The following is a 20,346-nucleotide window of genomic DNA, read 5'->3' as shown; positions in this document are numbered from 1 at the left end:
GGGATAAAATGCAACTGATCAATCGACCACGTAGACTAAGAAGCAGTGAAGCTATACGCAGGATGGTTCGGGAACATCATGTTCGCATTGAGGACTTGATTTACCCGATGTTTGTCATGTTCGGAGAACAGAAGAAGCTACCCATCTCCTCGATGCCCGGAGTTCATAACTATTCTTTAGATGAGTATCTTTTGGCTCTTAAAGAGGTAGTTGCGGCAGGGATACCGGCAGTTCTACTCTTTGGTATTCCGGAGGAAAAGGACGAGGTGGGGACAGGCGCTTACGACCACCATGGGATAATTCAGGAAGCCGTTCGTCTTACAAAGCTTCATTATCCCAATCTTTATGTCATTACGGATGTTTGTCTTTGCGAATATACCGATCATGGACATTGTGGAGTGATTCAAGAGGGGAGGGTTCTCAATGATCCTACCCTAAAATTGCTCGCGCAGACGGCAGTTTCCCATGCTGAGGCTGGAGCAGATATGGTGGCTCCTTCCGATATGATGGATGGTCGAGTAGCGGCCATTCGTGAGGCGTTAGACGATGCCGGATACAGTCACATTCCGATTATGTCTTACTCGGCAAAATTTGCCTCAGCTTTTTATGGGCCTTTTCGTGAAGCAGCCGGTTCCACCCCGCAATTTGGTGATCGTCGTACTTATCAGATGGATCCTCCTAATGGTAATGAAGCGATGCTGGAGACGGCTTTGGATATCGAAGAGGGAGCGGATATTATCATCGTCAAACCTGCCCTTGCATACGGAGATATTACTTATCGGACGAAGGAGCAGTTCGGGCTACCTATTGCTGCGTATAATGTCAGCGGGGAGTATGCCATGGTCAAAGCCGCCGCTGAAAAGGGTTGGATTGACGAAAAGCGTGTCGTCATGGAAAGCCTGGTCAGCATGAAACGAGCTGGGGCTGATCTCATCATTACCTACCATGCGCTTGATGCAGCCCGCTGGATAAAGGAGGATGAATCATGATTGTTTCATGGAATACGACGAATGCCTGCAATATGTATTGCGATCATTGTTATCGAGATGCCGGTTGCCAAGCGGAAGAGGAACTGAATACCAGTGAGGCAAAAACACTTCTTGAACAGATTGCCAAAGCAGGCTTTAAAATAATGATTTTTAGCGGCGGAGAACCTCTACTTCGTCCAGATATAGTGGAATTAGTAGCTCATGCCACATCCCTGGGCTTACGTCCGGTCTTTGGCACCAATGGGACATTAATCACTGTCGACATGGCTCGCCGTCTGAAAGAGGCAGGAGCTATGGGTATGGGAATTTCCTTGGATTCCTTATCCATAGAAAAGCACAACCAATTCCGCAAGTACCCGCGCGCTTGGGAAGAGGCAGTCCAAGGGATGCGTAACTGTCGTGAAGTGGGACTTCCTTTCCAAATCCATACAACAGTGATGGATTGGAATCGCCATGAATTGGAAGCTATTACGGATTTTGCAGTGGCTGAAGGGGCAGTTGCTCATCATTTCTTTTTCCTCGTGCCTACGGGACGAGCAGTATCGATCGAAGAGGAATCTCTGCGGGCTGAAGAATATGAAGATGCTTTAACTCGCATTATGAAAAAACAGCAAGAGGTCAATATTGAACTTAAGCCTACCTGTGCTCCCCAGTTTATGCGGATTGCCAAGCAAATGGGAATGAATACCCGATTCGGCCGAGGTTGCTTAGCCGGTACTTCCTATTGCATTATCAACCCTAAGGGTCAAGTGCAGCCCTGTGCTTACCTCAATATCCCTCTTGGGGATGTGCGGGAGACCCCCTTTGATGAGATTTGGAAAAATAATCAAGTGCTTAACGAACTGCGCACTATGGATTATAAAGGCGGCTGCGGGGTATGTGAATATAAAAAAGTATGCGGAGGCTGCCGAGCTCGGGCTGCTTATTATGAACAAGGGGATTATATGGCAGAAGAACCCTGGTGCCTATATCATGGGCGTAAGGGGGTAAAATAATGGAGGCTCTCGATCGAGCTTTGCTGAATATCGTGCAAACGGATTTCCCTGTTGCAGCCCGTCCCTACGAGACTTTAGCCAGTCTTACCGGGAGCACAGAGCAAGAAGCGTGGCAACGAATTCAATTCCTCCGTCGGGAGGGGATTATCCGCCGTTTGGGTGGGGTGTTTGACTCCCATCGCTTGGGATACAAAAGCACCTTGTGTGCCGCTAAGGTGCAGGAGGATAAAATTCAGATTCTTACAGATTTACTTATGGGAATGCCCGGGGTGACACATAATTACTTACGTAACCATGTTTATAATATTTGGTTTACCCTAATTGCACCTACCCAAAGAGAAGTTGAGAAGACCCTTACGACCATCAAAGGGATTATTGGCACGGAAGAAGTATATTCTCTACCTGCTCTTCGTTTATTTAAGATTAGTGTAGATTTTGATTTTAATTCCGGAGATACTACTGAGGATAATGGGGACATGGAAGGCAGAGGAGAGGTAGCTAATCTTCAGAGAGATTCGGGAGCGGAGTCAATGGAGGATTCTTCCGCGAGTAGTCTTCGTGGTTCAGAAATACTTGAACCTTATCCGGTAGATGAAGCCGACAAATCGTTAATTCGCGAACTGCAGGGTAATATCCCGCAATCCTTGATACCTTTCGCTGAAATAGCCGAAAGCTTAGCTTGGCCAGAAGAAAAGGTGCTCGCGCGGATTCAGAGTTTGCAAAGACATAAGGTATTGCGCCGTTTTGGGGCTGTTCTACGCCACCAAAAGGCTGGATTTACAGCCAACGCCATGGGAGTATGGCAGGTCCCTGAGGAAAAAGCCGAGGAGATTGGGAAGATCATGGCCGCCTTTCGCGAAGTAAGCCATTGTTATCAAAGGCCAACCCTTACAGATTGGCCTTATAACTTGTTCACCATGATTCATGCTCGTTCGGAAGAGGAGTGTGGCGAAGTAATGGTAAAGATCTCCCGAGCAACGGGAATCAAAGATTATTCGATGCTTTTTAGTATCAAAGAGTTAAAAAAGAGTAGCATGCAATACTATAGAGAAGAAGACGATTAGGAGGGTTTTTCTTGAGTTTCCAAGACAAACGCAGCAAAGAAGCTTTTGCTCGGGCTAATCTTGTCCTGCCGGGTGGGGTTAATTCTCCAGTCCGGGCTTATAAATCCGTGGGACGGGAGCCTGTGTTTATCGAACGTGGGCAGGGTGCACGATTATGGGATATTGACGGCAACTCCTATTTGGACTATGTTCTGTCTTGGGGCCCGTTGATTCTTGGTCATGCCCATCCGGTCGTCGTTGAAGCGATTAAAAAGGCTGCTGAGGGTGGGACCAGCTATGGTGCTCCTACAGAAATCGAAACAGATCTTGCCGAAGAAGTAATCAAAGCGTTCCCTTCCATGGAAATGGTGCGGATGGTGAACTCTGGGACAGAGGCCACCATGAGTGCCTTGCGTTTAGCACGCGGTGTAACGGGACGCAATAAGATTGTGAAATTTGAAGGGTGCTATCATGGACACGGGGATTCCTTGCTGATTAAAGCGGGTAGTGGCGCTTTAACCTTTGGGGTGCCTACTTCTCCAGGTGTACCGGCCTCTATTGCCACAGAGACTCTTGCTGCTCAATATAATGATTTAGAGGGATTAGCAGAGATCTTTAAACTCTATGGGGACGATATTGCAGCGGTAATTGTGGAGCCCGTCGCCGGCAATATGGGAGTTGTTTTACCACAACCCGGCTTTTTAGAGGGTTTACGTCAACTGACTCAAGAATATGGCAGCTTGCTTATCCTTGATGAAGTTATGACAGGCTTTAGAGTGAGTTATGGGGGAGCACAAGGACGATTCAATATCGATCCTGATATAACTTGTTTAGGCAAAATTATCGGCGGGGGCTTACCGGTGGCAGCCTATGGAGGAAAAAGAAAATTCATGGAGCAGGTAGCACCTAGTGGCCCTATTTATCAAGCCGGAACCTTATCCGGCAATCCTTTAGCTATGGCAGCCGGCCTTGCTACTTTGCGGCTATTGCAAGAGGATGGCGTCTATGAGGAACTGGAGCGCAAAACTACCCGTTTGGCTGAGGGCTTGAAGGCTATTGCTCAAGAATTGCAGCTCCCGATATGGGTGAATTCCGTCGGAGCCATGTTCTCTGCTTTCTTTACTAATCAGCCGGTCATCGACTTTAAGAGCGCTTGTACTTCTGATAGTCAACGCTTTGCAGCATTCTTTCGCGGAATGCTAGAAAAAGGAGTCTATTTAGCGCCAAGTCAATATGAGGCAGTATTCCTTTCTACTGCTCACAATGATGCTGATCTAGATTATACTCTAGAACAGGCCAGGGAAGTTCTAAAGTCCTTGCGTTAGACTCGCTTAAAGGAGAGGGATTGAATGGAAGGAAAGAAAGTACTACGAGCGTTGATTTCTGTAGGTCTTTTAGTTGCTTTAATTACAGTCATTTTTGTCTCCCAAGGCCATGACCCGAATAATCCTCATGCTGCTATTCCGAAGGAAGAGTGGCTTAGCGGGGAAAAAGGTCATGGATTTGCGGTATTAAACAATCAAAATCCCCAAGAACAGTGTTATGAATGCCATATAAAGCAAGACTTAGGCGGGAAGGCTTATTGCCAATCTTGCCACGACCAATCCAGTGTGAACTATAATTTACCGGATTAAGTATCTGGCGTCTAGAAATATTAATTCTACTTAATAAAGGCATTGGGATGTAAAATCCTAATGCCTTTATTTTATTAATAAGAAATAACCATTCAATAGATGGAATTAGAGTAAAGTCCTTTCGCCGTAATATTAAACGGAAGAGTCACAGGGATCGGAGTGATGGAATAATATGGAATATAATTTTGGCCATGGGGGGATCTTATGGATACGAATGAGAGAATTCATTATCTAGAACAGCTCGAACAAATTAGAGGTTCAAAGGTGCTAGTCTATTTTGCTTATACACCTCTGGACGATAGTATTCTGGTGCCCCTCTACGAGCAACTCAAAGTTATCGGCCATACAGAGAAAATTGATTTGCTTTTGCACAGTTATGGGGGAGCAGTGGACACTCCGTATAAGGTTGTTATGCTGGTCCGTGAGTTTTGCAATGAATTTGGAGTGATTGTTCCTTTTGTGGCCAAATCTGCGGCCTCGATGCTAGTTCTTGGCGCCGATGAGGTCGTGATGGGGCCTTTCTCTGAGCTCGGACCAATAGATCCGCTCATCAAGCATCCCATATATAAGGATCTTTGGGTGCCGGTTCAAGCCATACGGTATTGTATTGATTATTTGCAACGATCTATTGAAAATAATCCTAATCCTGAGCTGGTTACCGGAATTATTACTCCGATGTTAAACAAACTTGACCCTTGGTTAATTGGCGATTATGAGAAAGCTCTCAAGGCCTCTCATCAATACGCCGAAGCTCTTTTATCGCGGTATATGTTAAAGGAGACCCCCGAACTCGTCCCGATCGTCACCCAAGCTTTAACAGAAGGCTATTTCTCGCATGGTTACCCAATCGGACGTCAAGAGGCGAAAGAACTAGGTCTAAGGGTGACAGAAGCAGAGGGAGAGCTTTGGGATGTCATTTGGAGTTTGTATCTAGGCTATGAAGAGCTTTTTAGCAATCTCAATGATGAGTGAGTCTTCCAGTGAAGAGTGAGCCTGTAAGAGGCTCATTTTTGCGATATCAATTAAATCATATTGAAATAATAGACATAATCATGTACGATAATAAGTAAGAAATAATGGAATACCATTTGCGTTCTCAGATTTTGTTCAAGTTGTTAGTTATGGTATATTGGGCTTATGGGATATGTGATTTTGGAGGTGTCGAGATGCTTGTGACTTTTGGTGTAATAACCCCGACGGTGATGATTATTGTTTTAGTTATTGCATTAGTTATTTTTGGGCCTGGAAAGCTCCCTGAATTAGGTAAAGCCTTAGGGAGAGGAATTTCTGAGTTTAAATCAGCAACCAATGGCGAAGAAGAAGAAAAGAAAGATCGCGTTGAAAGTAAAGAAGTTTAAGATAGGTTTTAGGTGTCCAAGGAATTGGGGAGGGCAGACAGCAGATGTGCTGTCTGCCTTTGTCATTTAGCCATTTTCCCGATAGAAGGACCCTTAGTGATTAGGGGCCGCGGTACTGGTTAAACTATGGGAAAAAGGATTCGATGATAAGTACTCAACTCAATAAACGGGAGCGAAATCGAATTCGTTGAGGAAGTGTATTCGTGGAGATCGCTAAGCAAGTTTCTAATCCCCGGTTGATTTATTCTTTTATCAGAACTGTGTTTCCTGAGGTGAAGTCGCAACTGCAAGATTGGGAACACAGAGCAAGCCACTGCCCAGATCAAGTACTGGCGGATCAAGCAATCGCTAGTATTAGGCATAAAGAATTCCACTGTCTAGGCGGAAGTATTTATGCCTTGTATCCCGGGGTAAGAACAAAAGAGGTCATTGAGTTTGTAGTTGCCTACCAAACCATCAGTGACTATCTAGATAATCTGGTCGATGCGTTAGAGATACATGATGAATTAGCTTATGGACAATTACATTTAGCCATGACAGAAGCATTAGATGCTAACGCGAAGTGCTCTGATTATTATGCCTATTATCCATATCATGAGGATGGGGGGTATCTAAAGGCACTTGTTCAGACCTGTCAGAGGAGGGTGCAGGATTTGCCTTCCTATCCCACAATTAAGGGATCTATGCTTGAGTTGGCAGAGCTTTATGCTATGCTTCAAACGACCAAGCACCTTCAGCCATCTGTACGTGAAGAGAAGATGTTAAGGTGGTTGAATCAGCTTTTGAGCAATTATCCCGGGCTGTCGCCTTGGGAGCTGGCGGCAGCTACGGGATCAACCCTAGGGATTTTTTATCTCTTTGCCCTTGCCTACAGTCCGGATTTGACAGAGAGCGATGTGAAGCAGGCTAAGAATGCGTACTTCCCCTGGATTGCCGGATTACATATACTCTTAGATTATTTTATCGACCTCGAAGAAGATAGAGAAACCTCTCAATTAAACTTTGTGGAGTATTACCCCTCGCCAAGAGAACGAGAAGAACGGCTAAAGCATTTTGTAGAAGTTTCCTACCTGCAAATAAGGGGGCTGAACTATCCCAAATTTCATGAAGCAATAGTTCAGGGATTAATGGCGATGTACCTATCTGACCCTAAAGGAAGTTCTCAAGAATGTACCCAAGTGACCCAAAGGCTGATACGGGCGGGGGGGATAAAGGTTAAAATTCTCTATTCGATATGTAAGAGATTGCGTGGTAAGGGGATGCTGTGAACTAAGCCTTGCGATAAAGGATAGTATGAGCGAGCTTGATGAGGAAGGTTTTGGCTGGTGACGAGGGAAGAAAGTTTAAGGATGCAACTGCAGTCTGAGCACAATACAAGGCTGTGGTAAAGGCTTCATCCAGAGCTTCAGAAGAGATTAAAGCCTGAAGTATTTTCTGGCTATCCCGAGGAGATCGTTCCTTTTTCTGAAGGATTTCGGCCGCCCAAGGACCGTAGAGAGGCTTTTCTAGAAGATAGATCACGGGCAAGGTGATATTGCCGTTGCTAAGATCAGCGGCTACGGGCTTCCCCGTAGTAAGGGGATTACCTGTGAAATCCAGAATGTCGTCAATGATTTGATAGGCATATCCGAGGTTCATGCCATAAAGCCCCAGGCATTCGACTTCCGCTTGGCTGGCACCGGCACTGGCAGCACCAGAGGCACAACAGCTTGACAAAAGAATTCCGGTTTTTTGCGCGATTCGGGTAAAGTATTGACTAGGGTCAATTGTCAAATTATAGTGTTCGGAGGCTTGTTGAACCTCTCCGTGGCACATGGCTTGAATAGCCTCCACAAGATAGGACATACACGTGAGCAGATGATTACTCGCTAAGATACGAAAGGCTTCGGCAAATACATAATCACCCGCCAAAACAGCAACTTGGTTTCCTTGCTGGGAATTGATTGTCCGGACCCCTCGCCTTAGATCTGAGTGGTCAATGACATCATCATGAATCAGGGAGGCCATATGAATCAATTCAGCGGCGACCGCAGCATCAATAGTGGCTATATTGAGAGTGCCAAAGCACTGAGCACTCTGTAGAGTTAAGAGAGGTCTCAACCGCTTGCCTCCTGAGGAGAGCAGCTGCAGACAGGAGTCCTTGATCGTGCCACCTGCTCGCTGAAAGGATTCCCGTAGCTTTTCTTCGACGATGAGTAATTCAGGAAAAGAAATAACGGGGTTAGAAGCTGGAGCTTCTACTCCCGTTAGCAGCGGAGGTAAATCTGTGGAGGTTAAGGGGGTAACATCAATAGAAGCCATGAAATCAGTCCTTTGCGTATTCTTATAATTAGTATTCCATGGCTGAGGAAAAGGATACGTAAAAGGCAATTCAGGCTTAGAATACCCTTGAATGGCTACTCTTTCTAGGCTATACTGGAAAAACAAGCTCTTGATAGCTAACTAAGGAGGTACAGATGATGTTACAAGATAAAACAGCCCTAATCACCGGCGGTGCCACAGGAATTGGTCGAGCAATCGCCTTAAAACTTGCCCAAGCAGGAGTTCGCATTGCGATTAATTATTCGCGGTCTTTGGAAGATGCCGAAAAAACTCGCGATGAGATTAAAGAGCTTAATGTATCCTGTCGGATCTATCGAGCCAATATAGCCAAGGATCAGGAAGTCAGAGAGATGGTCAAGCAAGTAGTTGAGGATTTTGGGCAACTCGATATCCTTGTGAATAGTGCCGGGATGACATATTTTGTGCAGCACGCTGATTTAGAAGGTATGAAGGATGAATATTGGGACGACATTTTCAATGTAAATGTCAAAGGGGTATTTAATGTCTGCCGTGCAGCGGCGGAAGCCTTAAAAATGCAAAAAGGCTGTATTGTGAACATAACCTCCATTGCCGGGCTGACAGGATTGGGTAGTTCCATCGCTTATTGTGCTTCCAAAGCAGCGGAAATCAGTGTCACAAAATCCTTAGCCAGAGTTCTTGCTCCCGAAGTTCGCGTTAATTCTGTTGCTCCCGGAGTCGTTTTGACCCGTTGGATAAAAGGGAATGAAGATCATATCACAAGAATGGCTGAAGGAACACCTTTACAAAGAGTGTGCACCCCAGAAGATGTCGCAGAGGTTGCCTATTCTCTGGTCGCACAGGCAGGATTTGTCACTGGACAAACTTGGGTGGTCGACGGAGGTAACTTCATCTGATCGCCCGTATTCTCTTTCCTTTGATTTAAAAAAGGCATCCTTATTGTTCTTAACAATGAGTGATGCCTTTTTCTATAAAACTATTCAACTAGTGCTACATATCATTTGGTTCGTATGATTCCAGCTTACCCAAGGCTTTAGAGCAGAATTCGAGAATTTCCCGGCGGCGCACGAGGCCAATGAAGATCTGCTGATCATCGACGACAGGAATAAAGTTTTGCTCCACAGCCCGCGAGATAAGGTCTTCCATTCGGGCGTTGATCGACACCGGATGGTTTTGAATATGCTGTTCGACTTCGGTGAGTCGTATAGTGTGGGTGTTATGAAATTCAAGACCTGGAGTGTTTTTGAGCTTCCATAAAAGATCGCCTTCAGTAATCGTTCCCTGATAACACCCCTGCTCATCGATAAGAGGAATTGCTGAATAACGGTGGAATTCCATCTTCTCAATAGCTTGGCGCATGGTAGAATTGATTTTGAGGTAAATCACATCTTGTTTTGGTATTAAGAAAAACGCGACATTCATTGACGAGACCACTCCTCTTTTGTAAAAAAGAAAGAAAAATGGGAGGATTCGACCTTGAGAGGGCAGAATATTATCAGCCTGACCTAGTATAAAGTAGCAAAATACAAATTGCAAGAAAATTACTAAGGAGATTTGAAATGAAAGTAGCTTATTTAGATTGTTTCTCGGGAATCAGCGGCGACATGCTCTTAGGGGCCTTGGTAGATGCAGGATTAGATTTTAAGCTTCTACAAAGGGATTTAGCAGGTTTGGGCTTGGACGAATATGAGATCTATGAGCAAAAAGTGATTAAACAGGGAATCAGTGGTACCAAGGTGCAGGTTCTATCCTTGGAGGGACATGTCCATCGGCATTTAAGAGATATCCAAGACATTATCGAACGAAGCTCCTTGCCAAATCCCGTCAAAGATAAAAGTTTGACTATCTTCACACGCTTAGGCGAAGCAGAAGCAAAGATCCACGGAACCACCATCGATCAGATTCACTTTCATGAAGTTGGAGCAGTGGATGCTATAGTGGATATCGTCGGAGCAGTTATTGGCTTCTGGCGTTTAGGAATTGAAAAGGTCTTTTCTTCCTCTGTTCATGTTGGGAAAGGCTTTGTTAAAGCTGCCCATGGACTTTTGCCTGTACCGGCTCCCGCAACTCTGGAATTATTGCGGGGAGTGCCGATTTATTCTCGTGATATTGAAGGAGAACTTGTTACTCCCACTGGAGCTGCCTTGTTGACAGCATATTGTCAAGACTTTGGGTCAATTCCCTTAGTCAAAGTAGATCGAATAGGCTATGGTGCGGGAGAAAAAGATTTGACCATTCCCAACCTTTTGCGGTTGACCATCGGCGAGCTCGAGGTGAGCGAAAGTGAGGGATACCACGGGGTTAAAGAGGGGAAGGCCATGACCGTCGAGGCCAATATTGATGACATGAACCCCGAATTTTATGATTATCTTTACGAGAAACTCTTTGCAGCGGGCGCCATGGATGTTTATATGCAAACGCTCCAGATGAAAAAGAATCGCCCTGCGGTGATGTTGACGGTACAAATTCCACCATATAAACTAACCGCGATTCGTCAGATTCTCTTTACAGAAACTACCACCCTTGGTCTACGGGTCTATCCGATTAAGAAATATATGCTTCCTTATGAGTTTATCACATTAGAAACAAAATATGGTTCAGCTAAAGCAAAAATTGCTACTTTTGAAGAGAAAATTTGCACAGTAAGCCCGGAATATGAGGATTGTCGCAAACTTGCCCAGAGTTCAGGTGAGCCCCTTAAGCATGTTTATGATGAGGTCAAAGAACGGGCAAAGCAGAAGATAAATGAAGTTCCCTGACGTGTCAAACAAAAAGCAAATCCATACAGTGAAGCTTGGCCCCTTCACCGAGGGATAACGAAAAACTCCTTGAATATTCAAGGAGTTAAATTCTAATATGGTGCGGTCGAGAGGACTTGAACCTCCATGCCCTTGCGAGCACTAGGACCTGAACCTAGCGCGTCTGCCAGTTCCGCCACGACCGCGTAACGTAATTATTATATGCAAACCAAGAGAAATTGTCAATAAAATATTTGGATCAGGGTCATAGGACTAAAGGGAAAATATTTTCTGCGGTGAAAACTGAAGAGGATATGGGGGGATTTAGTCGAAAAAGTATATAGTTTTCTAGATTGTTTTACGATACTAGGAAATTTGTCATAAATAAGTAGGAGTTGGAGTATGCGTTTAGTCAATATTGCTTATGTGGATGATGGAGATGTGCTTGCTAGACCGCTAGTTAGTCCTAACGGTAGAGTTTTATTGCAGGCGGGTGTGAAACTCACTCGTAACTATATAGATAAACTATCTAGCTTAGGCTTTGATACTATGTTTATCATAGATGATGACTTTCAAGATGTGGAGATTTATTCGGCAGTATCGGCGAGAACTCGGGAGACTGCTTATGACTCGATTAAAAACCTCAGCAGAAGCATCAATGAGTCCCAACCTCGTGCCCTTAACCTTGATGAGATTCAAAATGCCGTTCAAGATATTATCAGTGATCTTCTCTATAGCAAGGATATGTTGGGAAATGTGATAGATATTCAAGGTTATGATGATTATACTTTTCATCATTCTTTGAATACCACAATTATTGCTTTAATCATGGCTATTTCTATGGGCTGGTCCAACACTAAACTGCTGGAATTGGGTATGGGTGTTCTCATGCATGACGTGGGAAAGATTAAGGTTCCGCCTGAAATTCTCAACAAAAGGGGACCTCTTACTCCCGAAGAGTTCGAGGAAATTAAGAAACACGCCGAATATGGATTCGAAATTCTTAGAAAAAATAAAGACATCAGTTTATTGTCTGCCCATGTTGCCCTCCAACACCAAGAACGCTGGGATGGCAGTGGTTATCCGCGAGGGCTGAAAGGGATGCAAATTCATGAATACGGACGACTGGCAGCCGTAGCAGATGTTTATGAAGCTTTAACCAGTAAAAGGGTCTATCGGGATGCTCTTCAGCCTTATGAAGCTTATGAATACGTTTTGGCAAATGCGAACAAACTCTTCGAACCCAAAGTTGTAAAGAATACTTTTTCCAAGTGCATTGCACCGTATCCCACGGGTTCCGGTGTTCAACTTAGTAACGGATTTCGCGGTAATGTAGTTAAGCAAAATCCTTACCTTCCTACTCGCCCCTCTGTGCGCATGACCCATGAAGCAGATATTCGGCTAATAGCTCCTATCGATTATGACTTAGCAGAACATCCATCCTTGATTATTGTCAGCGTTGAGAATAAGTAAAGAATAATGAAAAGCAAAGCCAAGTTAGCTTTGCTTTTTTATTTGAGAATTATATGTGGAGATGTATTCTTCGTTGCTTTCGAAGCTATACGCTCATAAAAGAAGTGAGGGTAGTTCAGCTGCTGTGTGCACCGGTCTGAGACAGGAATAGTTTTGACAGATATAAGCGGTTGATTGTTTGGAATCCTCAGGGTAATCCTTGAGCCAAGGAATGAGTTCGCTGAGGGTTCCCTCTTGATAAAGAAGGGTGGTATAGGGTCGGTATTCTGTGAAGATTAGTTCCTTCATTTTAGATAGTTCGGCATGCTGGATTGGGCCGGCGAGGACAATTTCCCGACTTTGGGCGAGGGCGTATTGAAGGGCTTGTAAAAACATAGTATAGCCTGCAGAGTGGGTAGAAAGCGAGGATTTGAAGGCCATGAGTTGCTCGTTTGCCCTTTTCTCCCAATGAATATCACCGGTCAAACGTGCCAGACGAATTAAATTACATGCGGATACTGAGTTGCCGGAGGGAGTTGCCCCATCATAAATTTCTTTAGGGCGAATCAGCAACTCCTCTGCGTCATGGCCGGTTAAGAAGTAACCGAGCTGCTCTGTATCTAAGAAAAGCTCATCCTGCGCCTTTTGCAGGCTTAGAGCAAGTCCTAGGTGGTCCTTTTTGCCTGTAGCGGAATAGAGCTCAATCAATCCCCAGATAAGAAAGGCATAATCATCGAGGTAGCCTAAGTGAGCGGAGTCTCTATCACGGTACCGAGCCAATAGGCGTTGCTTAGGATATAAATAATTTATAATAAAACTAACCGCTTTTTCCGCGGCATCAGTGTAGGTGGTATCGTCGAGGATTTGAGCTCCCTTAGCCAGAGCGGCAATCATCAAGCCATTCCAAGAAGTGAGGATTTTATCATCCTTATGGGGATGAATCCTTTTCTCTCGTGCTTGGAAAAGAACCTTGCGAGCTTCCTCAAGCTGAAGTGAGAGTTCTTCGCGGGATAGATTGAATTCCTCGGCTAAAGCCGTCCATTCCGTATGAAGAAGGTTAGGAATGTTTTTGCCTTCGAAGTTACCATCCCGGGTGATGTCGTAGGCTCGACAATAAAGCTGACCGGCTTCGGATCCTAGAAGCTCGTGGATTTCTTGAGGAGTCCAGACATAGAATTTCCCTTCCACCCCTTCGGAATCAGCATCCTCTGCAGAATAAAAGCCTCCTTCCGGACTTACCATATCCCGAAGGACATAAGCGAAAATCTCACGGACCTTTTGCTCATCTCGAGGGAGGTGCTGGACTTGGTAGCTTTCCAGATAGGCGATGGCTAGTAGGGCATTGTCATAGAGCATTTTTTCAAAGTGGGGAACCAGCCAATGTTGATCTGTGCTGTAGCGAGCGAAGCCAAAACCGATATGATCATAGATCCCTCCTTGACCCATAGCATCTAGGGTAGTGCGTACCATGTGTGTGGCTTGCTGGGCCTTTGGTGCTTGACCATGATCATAGGCATAGCGAAGAAGAAAGGTAAGATTGTGGGGAGTAGGGAATTTGGGCGCCTGCCTAAAGCCTCCATATTGAGAATCAAAGGATTCTTGGAAGGTTTGGAAAGCTGCTTCTAAGATGACTTTAGCCCAGGGTCTAAAGTCATCTTCTTGTGAAGAAACCACCGAGGCGTTAGGAAGTTCTTTATGGGTTGTGACAGCCGTATAAATCGATTCTGCTGAGCTGAGGACCTTTTTTTCATCGACTCTCCACAGTTCCCCGAGTTGATGCAAAACATCGATAATCCCGGGTCGGCCGTAACGGCTTTCCTTAGGAAAATAGGTACCCGCATAGAAGGGTTTTTGGTCAGGTGTCATGAGAATAGTTAAAGGCCATCCCCCGGAACCGATAAGAGCTTGGCAGAATTCCATATAGATATGATCGACATCGGGGCGCTCCTCTCGATCCACTTTAATGGCAATAAAATAACGGTTAAGGAGATCGGCCACCTCATGATCCTCGAAGGACTCGCGTTCCATTACATGGCACCAATGGCAGGTGGAATAGCCAATCGATAAAAATATCGGTCTGTTTTGTGTTTTTGCTTTGGCAAAGGCTTCTTGCCCCCACGGATACCAATCGACCGGATTATAGGCGTGTTGCAGAAGATAAGGAGATTTCTCGTTGATTAATCTATTGGGTGCACCATTTTTACTATTCATGGCATCACATCCTTTCTTCATAGCTTGACTTATTATATCCTAAAGATAATAAAGATAATAAAGAGGATAGCACCTCAGCAAATATAGGCTCAGCAAATATAAATAAAAGAAGGATGATGTTTTAGTTGACTTTCATTTGAATCACTGTTATGATAAACGAGTCCGTTCGATAAATATTGGATTTGGTAAAAACCTTCTTCTGTTGCCTAAAGCACTGGGAAGCAATGAAAATTCCTTTTGAGTGGCGGGTAATTTAAAATTATGGAGGTTTTTTTATTATGTACGAAGAAAAAGTTATTACCTCCTAGATTCTACGTCAGTACTTCAAAAAGCATAATCAAAGCCTTGATAAATATGCGTTCCTTCGAAATTCAGCTTTCACCCATTGGGTGAAAGAAAAGTGCTCAAAAATATGTTAAATTATCAGCTTTTATGACTCGATATATGGTAAAATAATAGTAAGAAAAGTAGTAAAAAGGGGTTCTAATTATGATTAATAAAATTGATTTCAAAGCTAAGAATCTAACATCAAATGCAGGTCTTTTTCTGCTCCTTGAGAATGCAAAAAGCAATGGGATTTTTGATTTTATTGAAAATGACCTCGTATTTGATAATGACTCAACAAATAAAATCAAGATGAATCATATAAAGACCATGCTCTGCGGTCACTTCATTGGCATTGATAAGTTAGAACGTCTAAAGCTACTTCAAAATGATCCCCTCGTCAACGAGTTTGATATTTCCGTAAAAGAACCTGAAACAGTGTCACGGTTTCTAGGAAACTTCAACTTCAAGACAACCCAAATGTTTAGAGACATTAATTTTAAAGTCTTTAAAAAACTGCTCACTAAAAGTAAATTGACATCCATTACGATTGATATTGATAGTAGTGTAATTAACGTAGAAGGTCATCAAGAAGGTGCGTCAAAAGGATATAATCCTAAGAAACTGGGAAACCGATGCTACAATATCCAATTTGCATTTTGCGACGAATTAAAAGCATATGTTACCGGATTTGTAAGAAGTGGCAATACTTACACTGCAAACGGTGCTGCGGAAATGATCAAAGAAATTGTTGCTAACATCAAATCAGACGATTTAGAAATTTTATTTCGAATGGATAGTGGCTACTTTGATGAAAAAATTATCGAAACGATAGAATCTCTTGGATGCAAATATTTAATTAAAGCCAAAAGTTATTCTACACTCACCTCACAAGCAACGAATTCATCAATTGTATTCGTTAAAGGAGAAGAAGGTAGAGAAACTACAGAACTGTATACAAAATTAGTTAAATGGGAAAAAGACAGAAGATTTGTCGTATCTCGCGTACTGAAACCAGAAAAAGAAAGAGCACAATTATCACTTTTAGAAGGTTCCGAATACGACTACTTTTTCTTTGTAACAAATACTACCTTGCTTTCTGAAAAAGTAGTTATATACTATGAAAAGCGTGGTAATGCTGAAAACTATATCAAAGAAGCCAAATACGACATGGCGGTGGGTCATCTCTTGCTAAAGTCATTTTGGGCGAATGAAGCCGTGTTTCAAATGATGATGCTTTCATATAACCTATTTTTGTTGTTCAAGTTTGATTCCTTGGACTCTTCAGAATACAGACAGCAAATAAAGACCTTTCGTTTGAAGTATGTATTTCTTGCAGCAAAAATAATCAAAACCGCAAGATATGTAATCATGAAGTTGTCGGAAAACTATCCGTACAAGGGAGTGTATGAAAAATGTCTGGTATAATAAGAATATCATCAATAAAATTGAGTGTTGCTCTGTGGATAACTTGCAGAGTTTATTAAGTATCATTGCAGCAAAGATGAAATCAATGATTTATCAAAAATGATTGAAAGGTGGTTGTAAATAATGTTACAATGTGTGAGAAGCAGTCTAAATTCTTCGTGAAATAGTGATTTTTGAAGCTAATAAAAAACACACGTGGAATTTAGGTTTTCTTTATAAACATAGGGGGAATTGCATGAAACGTTGCCTCATCTGCCTAGAAGAATTGGATCTGTTTCGGGGTCTGGAAAAAGAACAGATTACAAACTTGTGTCAATGTACAAATAAAAAACGGCTGTCCAAAGGACACTATCTTTTTTATCAAGGGGATATTACAAGTACTATATTTCTTGTGAAATCAGGAAAACTTAAACTTGTGCAAAGTGCTGAAGATGGACATGAAACAATTCTGGATATCTGTGGTCCCGGTGAGGTACTAGGTGAGTTGTCGCTATATCAAGAACAAAAGGAATGTTCTAGCGCGTTAGCCATGGAAGAGGCTTGCATCTGTTGCTTTAGTAAAATGCAATTTGAAATGTTAATTAAGAAAGATCCTTCTTTTGCCTTAAGGATAATTGATTACCTTGGGCAAAAGCGTTATGCCAATATGAATTCAGATAAGGAAACTAGACGAACTGTAAAAGAAAGATTATTAGGTCTATTTTATAACCTTGCCAACCAATATGGGAAAAAGCTGCCAAACGCGACAATGATCGATTTAATAATTACGCAGCAGGAATTAGCTGATATGATTGGTTCTTCACGGGTAATGGTCATTCAGGCCCTTAATGAGTTAAAAGAAGCCAAAATAGTCGACCGCACTAACAGATATTACATATTAAAAGATGACCCTTGTCTTAGTACGCACATATTTAAATAATAGGGTCAAGCAGCTACTTCTCTGATTTTTAGGTATGGAAATTCAACTTTTCAAATTTTTTTATTAATTGTTAAATACTTAACAGTATTAGAAACATAAATCACCTTATAATAAATCATAATTATATTCTAGGAGGGATTTTCTTTGATAGCTTTAGGTCCTATAGAAATAATGAATCATACTCCCTGGCATTTTCTGGCTGCATGTGTGCTCCTGGTCTTATTTTTTATCGCTACTTTTAGTGATGACCAAAACCTAAAAACAAAACTCCGTAAAATCATGTATGTTGTCTTTGGCTTCGCAGTATTAACAGGATGCTATGTTTGGACACTTGTTGATTTTAGCCTTCCATTGTTAATCAAGAGCATTGGAGGTTTCGCACTCTTTTGGGTGATGATCCAACTCACAAAGAACCGATTCAATAAACTTTATTGGGGGTTATTTATTTTAATTGCCGCTGTAGGTTTGACATTGGCTTTCGTCTACATTTAATTGAATTAATTAACCTGTTATAAGACTAATTATCCGAAACAATATCAGGCCGCTTCTAACGGAGTAAAGGGTTGAACAAAGGGAAATACAAACGCTGTCAAGTAGTAAAATATACTATAGAAATTGATTAAAATGGGGGGCTGTAACGAAACTTAGCCCCAAGCGAAAGACGTCAATTATGGCGTCTATTCTTTTTGGGGTGTTGCAGGGTTGCATAGATTTTCCGTACCTGTAAAGACTGTGGAGCAGAATTCGTATTCTCAGTTTCTGAGCAAGAATTCTACGCTGAAAAAGGGTTCACCAATGAGCCTGGCCGTTGCCCTTCTTGCCGTGCAGCAAGAAAGCAACAAACTCGTGGTAATGGTGGCTATCAACGTCAAGAACGCCAAATGTACCCTGCAGTTTGCGCTTCCTGTGGCGTAGATACCATGGTTCCTTTCCAACCTAGTGGCGACAAGCCAGTATACTGCCGCGATTGCTTCACCCCACGCAGCCGTTACTAAGATTTAAAGCAAGACCTTCTCAGAGAAATCTGAGAAGGTCTTTTTTATTGTGCGCCCGGCATGGGCGCAGTCTAACGGGTGTAAGTCCCGAGTGCAGGTTGATAGTGCCAAGCACATAGCCAAGGGTAAGGGTGTCCATCGCGAGGTGGAATCTGAAGGAAACCGGAGGCGAACTTCCGGTCTGACGAACAGAAATCACATAAGGCATACGTAGGCTGGGTAAGGTTGCAATACAAACCAAAGCCCTAAACTATCCGGAAGCCTACGGTGTAGATGTGGCAGATAGATGGAAGGAAAGACTGCGTTCTTACCCGGGGAGGTCTCATGGACGTACGGAAACACAGCGTATGAAGTACGGTTGAAACAAGATTTATCATGAGAAGTCAGCAGAGACCATAGTACCCGAAGAAGATGACTTCAACGGGGAAGGGTTGAACCTTAGGAGGTGAAAGTTAATGAATGTTACCAAAACAGAAGCGAAGTGTAGCCAACTTCCAAGAGACGAAAGTCAAAAGGAAGGCTCACCACAAAAGAATAGTGCAGAACACGAAGGATATGGGGGAGTGCACAGTTCTGTGAGGATCACTGAAAACAACATCACCGACGCAGACCAGTCGAAGGAGAGATTGCTTGAAGGAGTCGTAGACAGAGACAACATGAACCACGCGTTCAAAAGGGTCAAGTCGAACAAAGGAGCTCACGGAATCGATGGGATGGGTGTGGATGAACTTCTACAATATCTCAAAGAAAACGGAAGCCAACTCAGACAGTCAATCTTGGACGGAAAATACCGTCCTAATCCCGTCAGAAGGGTAGAAATACCCAAGGAGGACGGAAAGAAGAGAATGCTAGGGATACCAACGGTAGTAGATCGAGTAGTACAGCAAGCGATAGCCCAACAGTTCACACCGATCTTCGAGGAGCAGTTTTCCGACAACAGCTATGGGTTTAGACCCGGACGAAGCGCTCATGATGCCATCAAAAAGTGTCAGACTAACATAGACGAGGGATACAAATATGTGGTCGACATGGATTTAGAGAAATACTTCGATACCGTAAATCAAAGCAAACTGGTAGAAGTACTATCCAGAACCATCAAAGATGGTCGAGTTATATCGCTGGTCCACAAATATCTAAGAGCAGGAGTCGTCGTCAGAAAACGCTTCGAAGAAACAGAAGTCGGCGTACCTCAGGGAGGTCCTTTGAGCCCCCTTCTTAGCAACATTATGCTAAATGAATTGGACAAGGAACTGGAGAGAAGGGGCCACAGATTCGTCCGCTATGCAGACGATATGATGATCTTCTGCAAAAGCAGAAGAAGCGCTGAGCGTGTACTAAACAACATCATCCCCTTCATCGAAGAGAAACTATTTCTTAAAGTGAACAGGGAGAAAACAGTGGTTGACTACGTAGGAAAGGTGAAATTTCTTGGATTCTCGTTCTACCAAATGAAAGGTAAAACGAGAATCAGAATACACCCGAGATCGGTGGCAAAGATGCGTGGCAAAGTGAAAGAACTTACTTCCAGAAGCAACGGAATGGGAAATGAGCTCAGAGCAACAAAGCTTAGACGCTATATTATGGGATGGATAAACTATTTTAAATTAGCGGATATGAAGTCATTGCTATTGCAAACCGATGAATGGATGAGAAGGCGCATTCGCATGATTTACTGGAAACAGTGGAAACGAGTGAGGACAAAGCTGAAAATGCTTAAATCATTAGGAATCCGCGAGCAGAAAGCATGGGAGTACGCAAACACAAGAAAGAGCTACTGGAAAACGTCCAATAGCCCTATCCTATCCAAATCCCTAACTAACAATGTCATTAAAGGGTTTGGGTTCCTATTCTTTTCAGAGTATTATCGACAAGTCACAGCGTGAACTAAGGAACCGCCGTGTACCGAACGGTACGCACGGTGGTGTGGGAGGTCGGCCACTCAAATAATGGGTGGCCTCC

Annotated in this window: 19 protein-coding genes and 1 tRNA gene; 16 read left to right on the top strand and 4 right to left on the bottom strand. The window is 43.3% G+C overall.

Going from position 1 to position 20,346, the window contains the following annotated elements:
* Positions 1-8: 8 nt before the first annotated feature.
* The 8 genes from hemB to DESDI_RS11120 all read left to right on the top strand — a co-directional run bounded on the left by hemB (position 9) and on the right by DESDI_RS11120 (position 7,287).
* Complete coding sequence (gene hemB / locus DESDI_RS11155) at positions 9-989, top strand: porphobilinogen synthase (RefSeq protein ID WP_015262714.1); 981 nt, start codon at positions 9-11, stop codon at positions 987-989.
* Positions 986-1,984, top strand: a complete 999-nt coding sequence (nirJ2, locus tag DESDI_RS11150) for a putative heme d1 biosynthesis radical SAM protein NirJ2 (RefSeq protein ID WP_015262713.1) — start codon at positions 986-988, stop codon at positions 1,982-1,984. The genes hemB and nirJ2 overlap by 4 nt, the downstream gene beginning before the upstream one ends.
* Positions 1,984-3,048, top strand: a complete 1,065-nt coding sequence (gene ahbB, locus DESDI_RS11145) for a siroheme decarboxylase subunit beta (protein ID WP_015262712.1) — start codon at positions 1,984-1,986, stop codon at positions 3,046-3,048. Before nirJ2 ends, ahbB begins: the two co-directional genes overlap by 1 nt.
* 11 nt (positions 3,049-3,059) lie before the next feature.
* Positions 3,060-4,352, top strand: coding sequence for a glutamate-1-semialdehyde 2,1-aminomutase (gene hemL, locus DESDI_RS11140; RefSeq protein ID WP_015262711.1), 1,293 nt, complete (start codon positions 3,060-3,062; stop codon positions 4,350-4,352).
* Positions 4,353-4,376: 24 nt separating this feature from the next.
* A complete protein-coding gene (locus tag DESDI_RS11135) occupies positions 4,377-4,661 on the top strand; it encodes a hypothetical protein (RefSeq protein WP_015262710.1) in 285 nt (94 codons plus the stop codon).
* Between the two features lie 204 nt (positions 4,662-4,865).
* The gene (locus tag DESDI_RS11130; RefSeq protein ID WP_015262709.1) at positions 4,866-5,633 is read left to right on the top strand and encodes an SDH family Clp fold serine proteinase; all 768 of its coding nucleotides are present in this window, start codon (positions 4,866-4,868) and stop codon (positions 5,631-5,633) included.
* Positions 5,634-5,827: 194 nt separating this feature from the next.
* Complete coding sequence (tatA, locus tag DESDI_RS11125) at positions 5,828-6,019, top strand: twin-arginine translocase TatA/TatE family subunit (RefSeq protein WP_015262708.1); 192 nt, start codon at positions 5,828-5,830, stop codon at positions 6,017-6,019.
* Positions 6,020-6,222: 203 nt separating this feature from the next.
* Entirely contained in the window at positions 6,223-7,287 is a 1,065-nt protein-coding gene (locus DESDI_RS11120; RefSeq protein ID WP_015262707.1) for a tetraprenyl-beta-curcumene synthase family protein, read from the top strand.
* A 1-nt stretch (position 7,288) separates the two neighbouring features.
* Here DESDI_RS11120 and DESDI_RS11115 read toward each other — a convergent pair whose 3' ends face one another.
* The gene (locus DESDI_RS11115; protein ID WP_015262706.1) at positions 7,289-8,320 is read right to left on the bottom strand and encodes a polyprenyl synthetase family protein; all 1,032 of its coding nucleotides are present in this window, start codon (positions 8,318-8,320) and stop codon (positions 7,289-7,291) included.
* Between the two features lie 158 nt (positions 8,321-8,478).
* On the opposite strand from DESDI_RS11115, the gene DESDI_RS11110 reads away from it, so the two are divergent.
* A complete protein-coding gene (locus DESDI_RS11110; protein WP_041219424.1) occupies positions 8,479-9,216 on the top strand; it encodes an SDR family NAD(P)-dependent oxidoreductase in 738 nt (245 codons plus the stop codon).
* A 94-nt stretch (positions 9,217-9,310) separates the two neighbouring features.
* Here the strand turns inward: DESDI_RS11110 and DESDI_RS11105 are convergent, their stop codons facing one another.
* Complete coding sequence (locus DESDI_RS11105) at positions 9,311-9,742, bottom strand: CBS domain-containing protein (protein WP_015262704.1); 432 nt, start codon at positions 9,740-9,742, stop codon at positions 9,311-9,313.
* 137 nt (positions 9,743-9,879) lie between these two features.
* Between DESDI_RS11105 and larC the strand changes: the two genes are divergently transcribed.
* Entirely contained in the window at positions 9,880-11,079 is a 1,200-nt protein-coding gene (gene larC / locus DESDI_RS11100) for a nickel pincer cofactor biosynthesis protein LarC (RefSeq protein WP_015262703.1), read from the top strand.
* Between the two features lie 98 nt (positions 11,080-11,177).
* Here the strand turns inward: larC and DESDI_RS11095 are convergent.
* A tRNA-Leu gene (locus tag DESDI_RS11095) sits at positions 11,178-11,264 on the bottom strand.
* 196 nt (positions 11,265-11,460) lie between these two features.
* On the opposite strand from DESDI_RS11095, the gene DESDI_RS11090 reads away from it, so the two are divergent.
* A complete protein-coding gene (locus tag DESDI_RS11090; protein ID WP_015262702.1) occupies positions 11,461-12,531 on the top strand; it encodes an HD-GYP domain-containing protein in 1,071 nt (356 codons plus the stop codon).
* Positions 12,532-12,624: 93 nt separating this feature from the next.
* Here DESDI_RS11090 and DESDI_RS11085 read toward each other — a convergent pair whose 3' ends face one another.
* Complete coding sequence (locus DESDI_RS11085; RefSeq protein WP_015262701.1) at positions 12,625-14,721, bottom strand: thioredoxin domain-containing protein; 2,097 nt, start codon at positions 14,719-14,721, stop codon at positions 12,625-12,627.
* A 489-nt stretch (positions 14,722-15,210) separates the two neighbouring features.
* Between DESDI_RS11085 and DESDI_RS11080 the strand changes: the two genes are divergently transcribed.
* From DESDI_RS11080 to ltrA, 5 genes are all read left to right on the top strand, one after another.
* Positions 15,211-16,473, top strand: coding sequence for an IS1380-like element ISEcp1 family transposase (locus DESDI_RS11080; RefSeq protein ID WP_000608644.1), 1,263 nt, complete (start codon positions 15,211-15,213; stop codon positions 16,471-16,473).
* Between the two features lie 235 nt (positions 16,474-16,708).
* A complete protein-coding gene (locus tag DESDI_RS11075; RefSeq protein ID WP_015262316.1) occupies positions 16,709-17,392 on the top strand; it encodes a Crp/Fnr family transcriptional regulator in 684 nt (227 codons plus the stop codon).
* A 144-nt stretch (positions 17,393-17,536) separates the two neighbouring features.
* Complete coding sequence (locus DESDI_RS11070; protein WP_015262315.1) at positions 17,537-17,884, top strand: hypothetical protein; 348 nt, start codon at positions 17,537-17,539, stop codon at positions 17,882-17,884.
* 218 nt (positions 17,885-18,102) lie between these two features.
* The gene (locus DESDI_RS11065; RefSeq protein WP_083879867.1) at positions 18,103-18,387 is read left to right on the top strand and encodes a zinc-ribbon domain containing protein; all 285 of its coding nucleotides are present in this window, start codon (positions 18,103-18,105) and stop codon (positions 18,385-18,387) included.
* 455 nt (positions 18,388-18,842) lie between these two features.
* Positions 18,843-20,270 (top strand): group II intron reverse transcriptase/maturase, encoded by a 1,428-nt coding sequence (gene ltrA, locus DESDI_RS11060; RefSeq protein WP_015262700.1) that lies wholly within the window; start codon positions 18,843-18,845, stop codon positions 20,268-20,270.
* The last annotated feature ends 76 nt before the right edge of the window (positions 20,271-20,346 follow it).

This window comes from Desulfitobacterium dichloroeliminans LMG P-21439, assembly GCF_000243135.2.
GTDB lineage: Bacteria > Bacillota > Desulfitobacteriia > Desulfitobacteriales > Desulfitobacteriaceae > Desulfitobacterium > Desulfitobacterium dichloroeliminans.
Note: the sequence above shows the minus strand (reverse complement) of the source record. Positions and strands in the feature narration are given on the sequence as shown.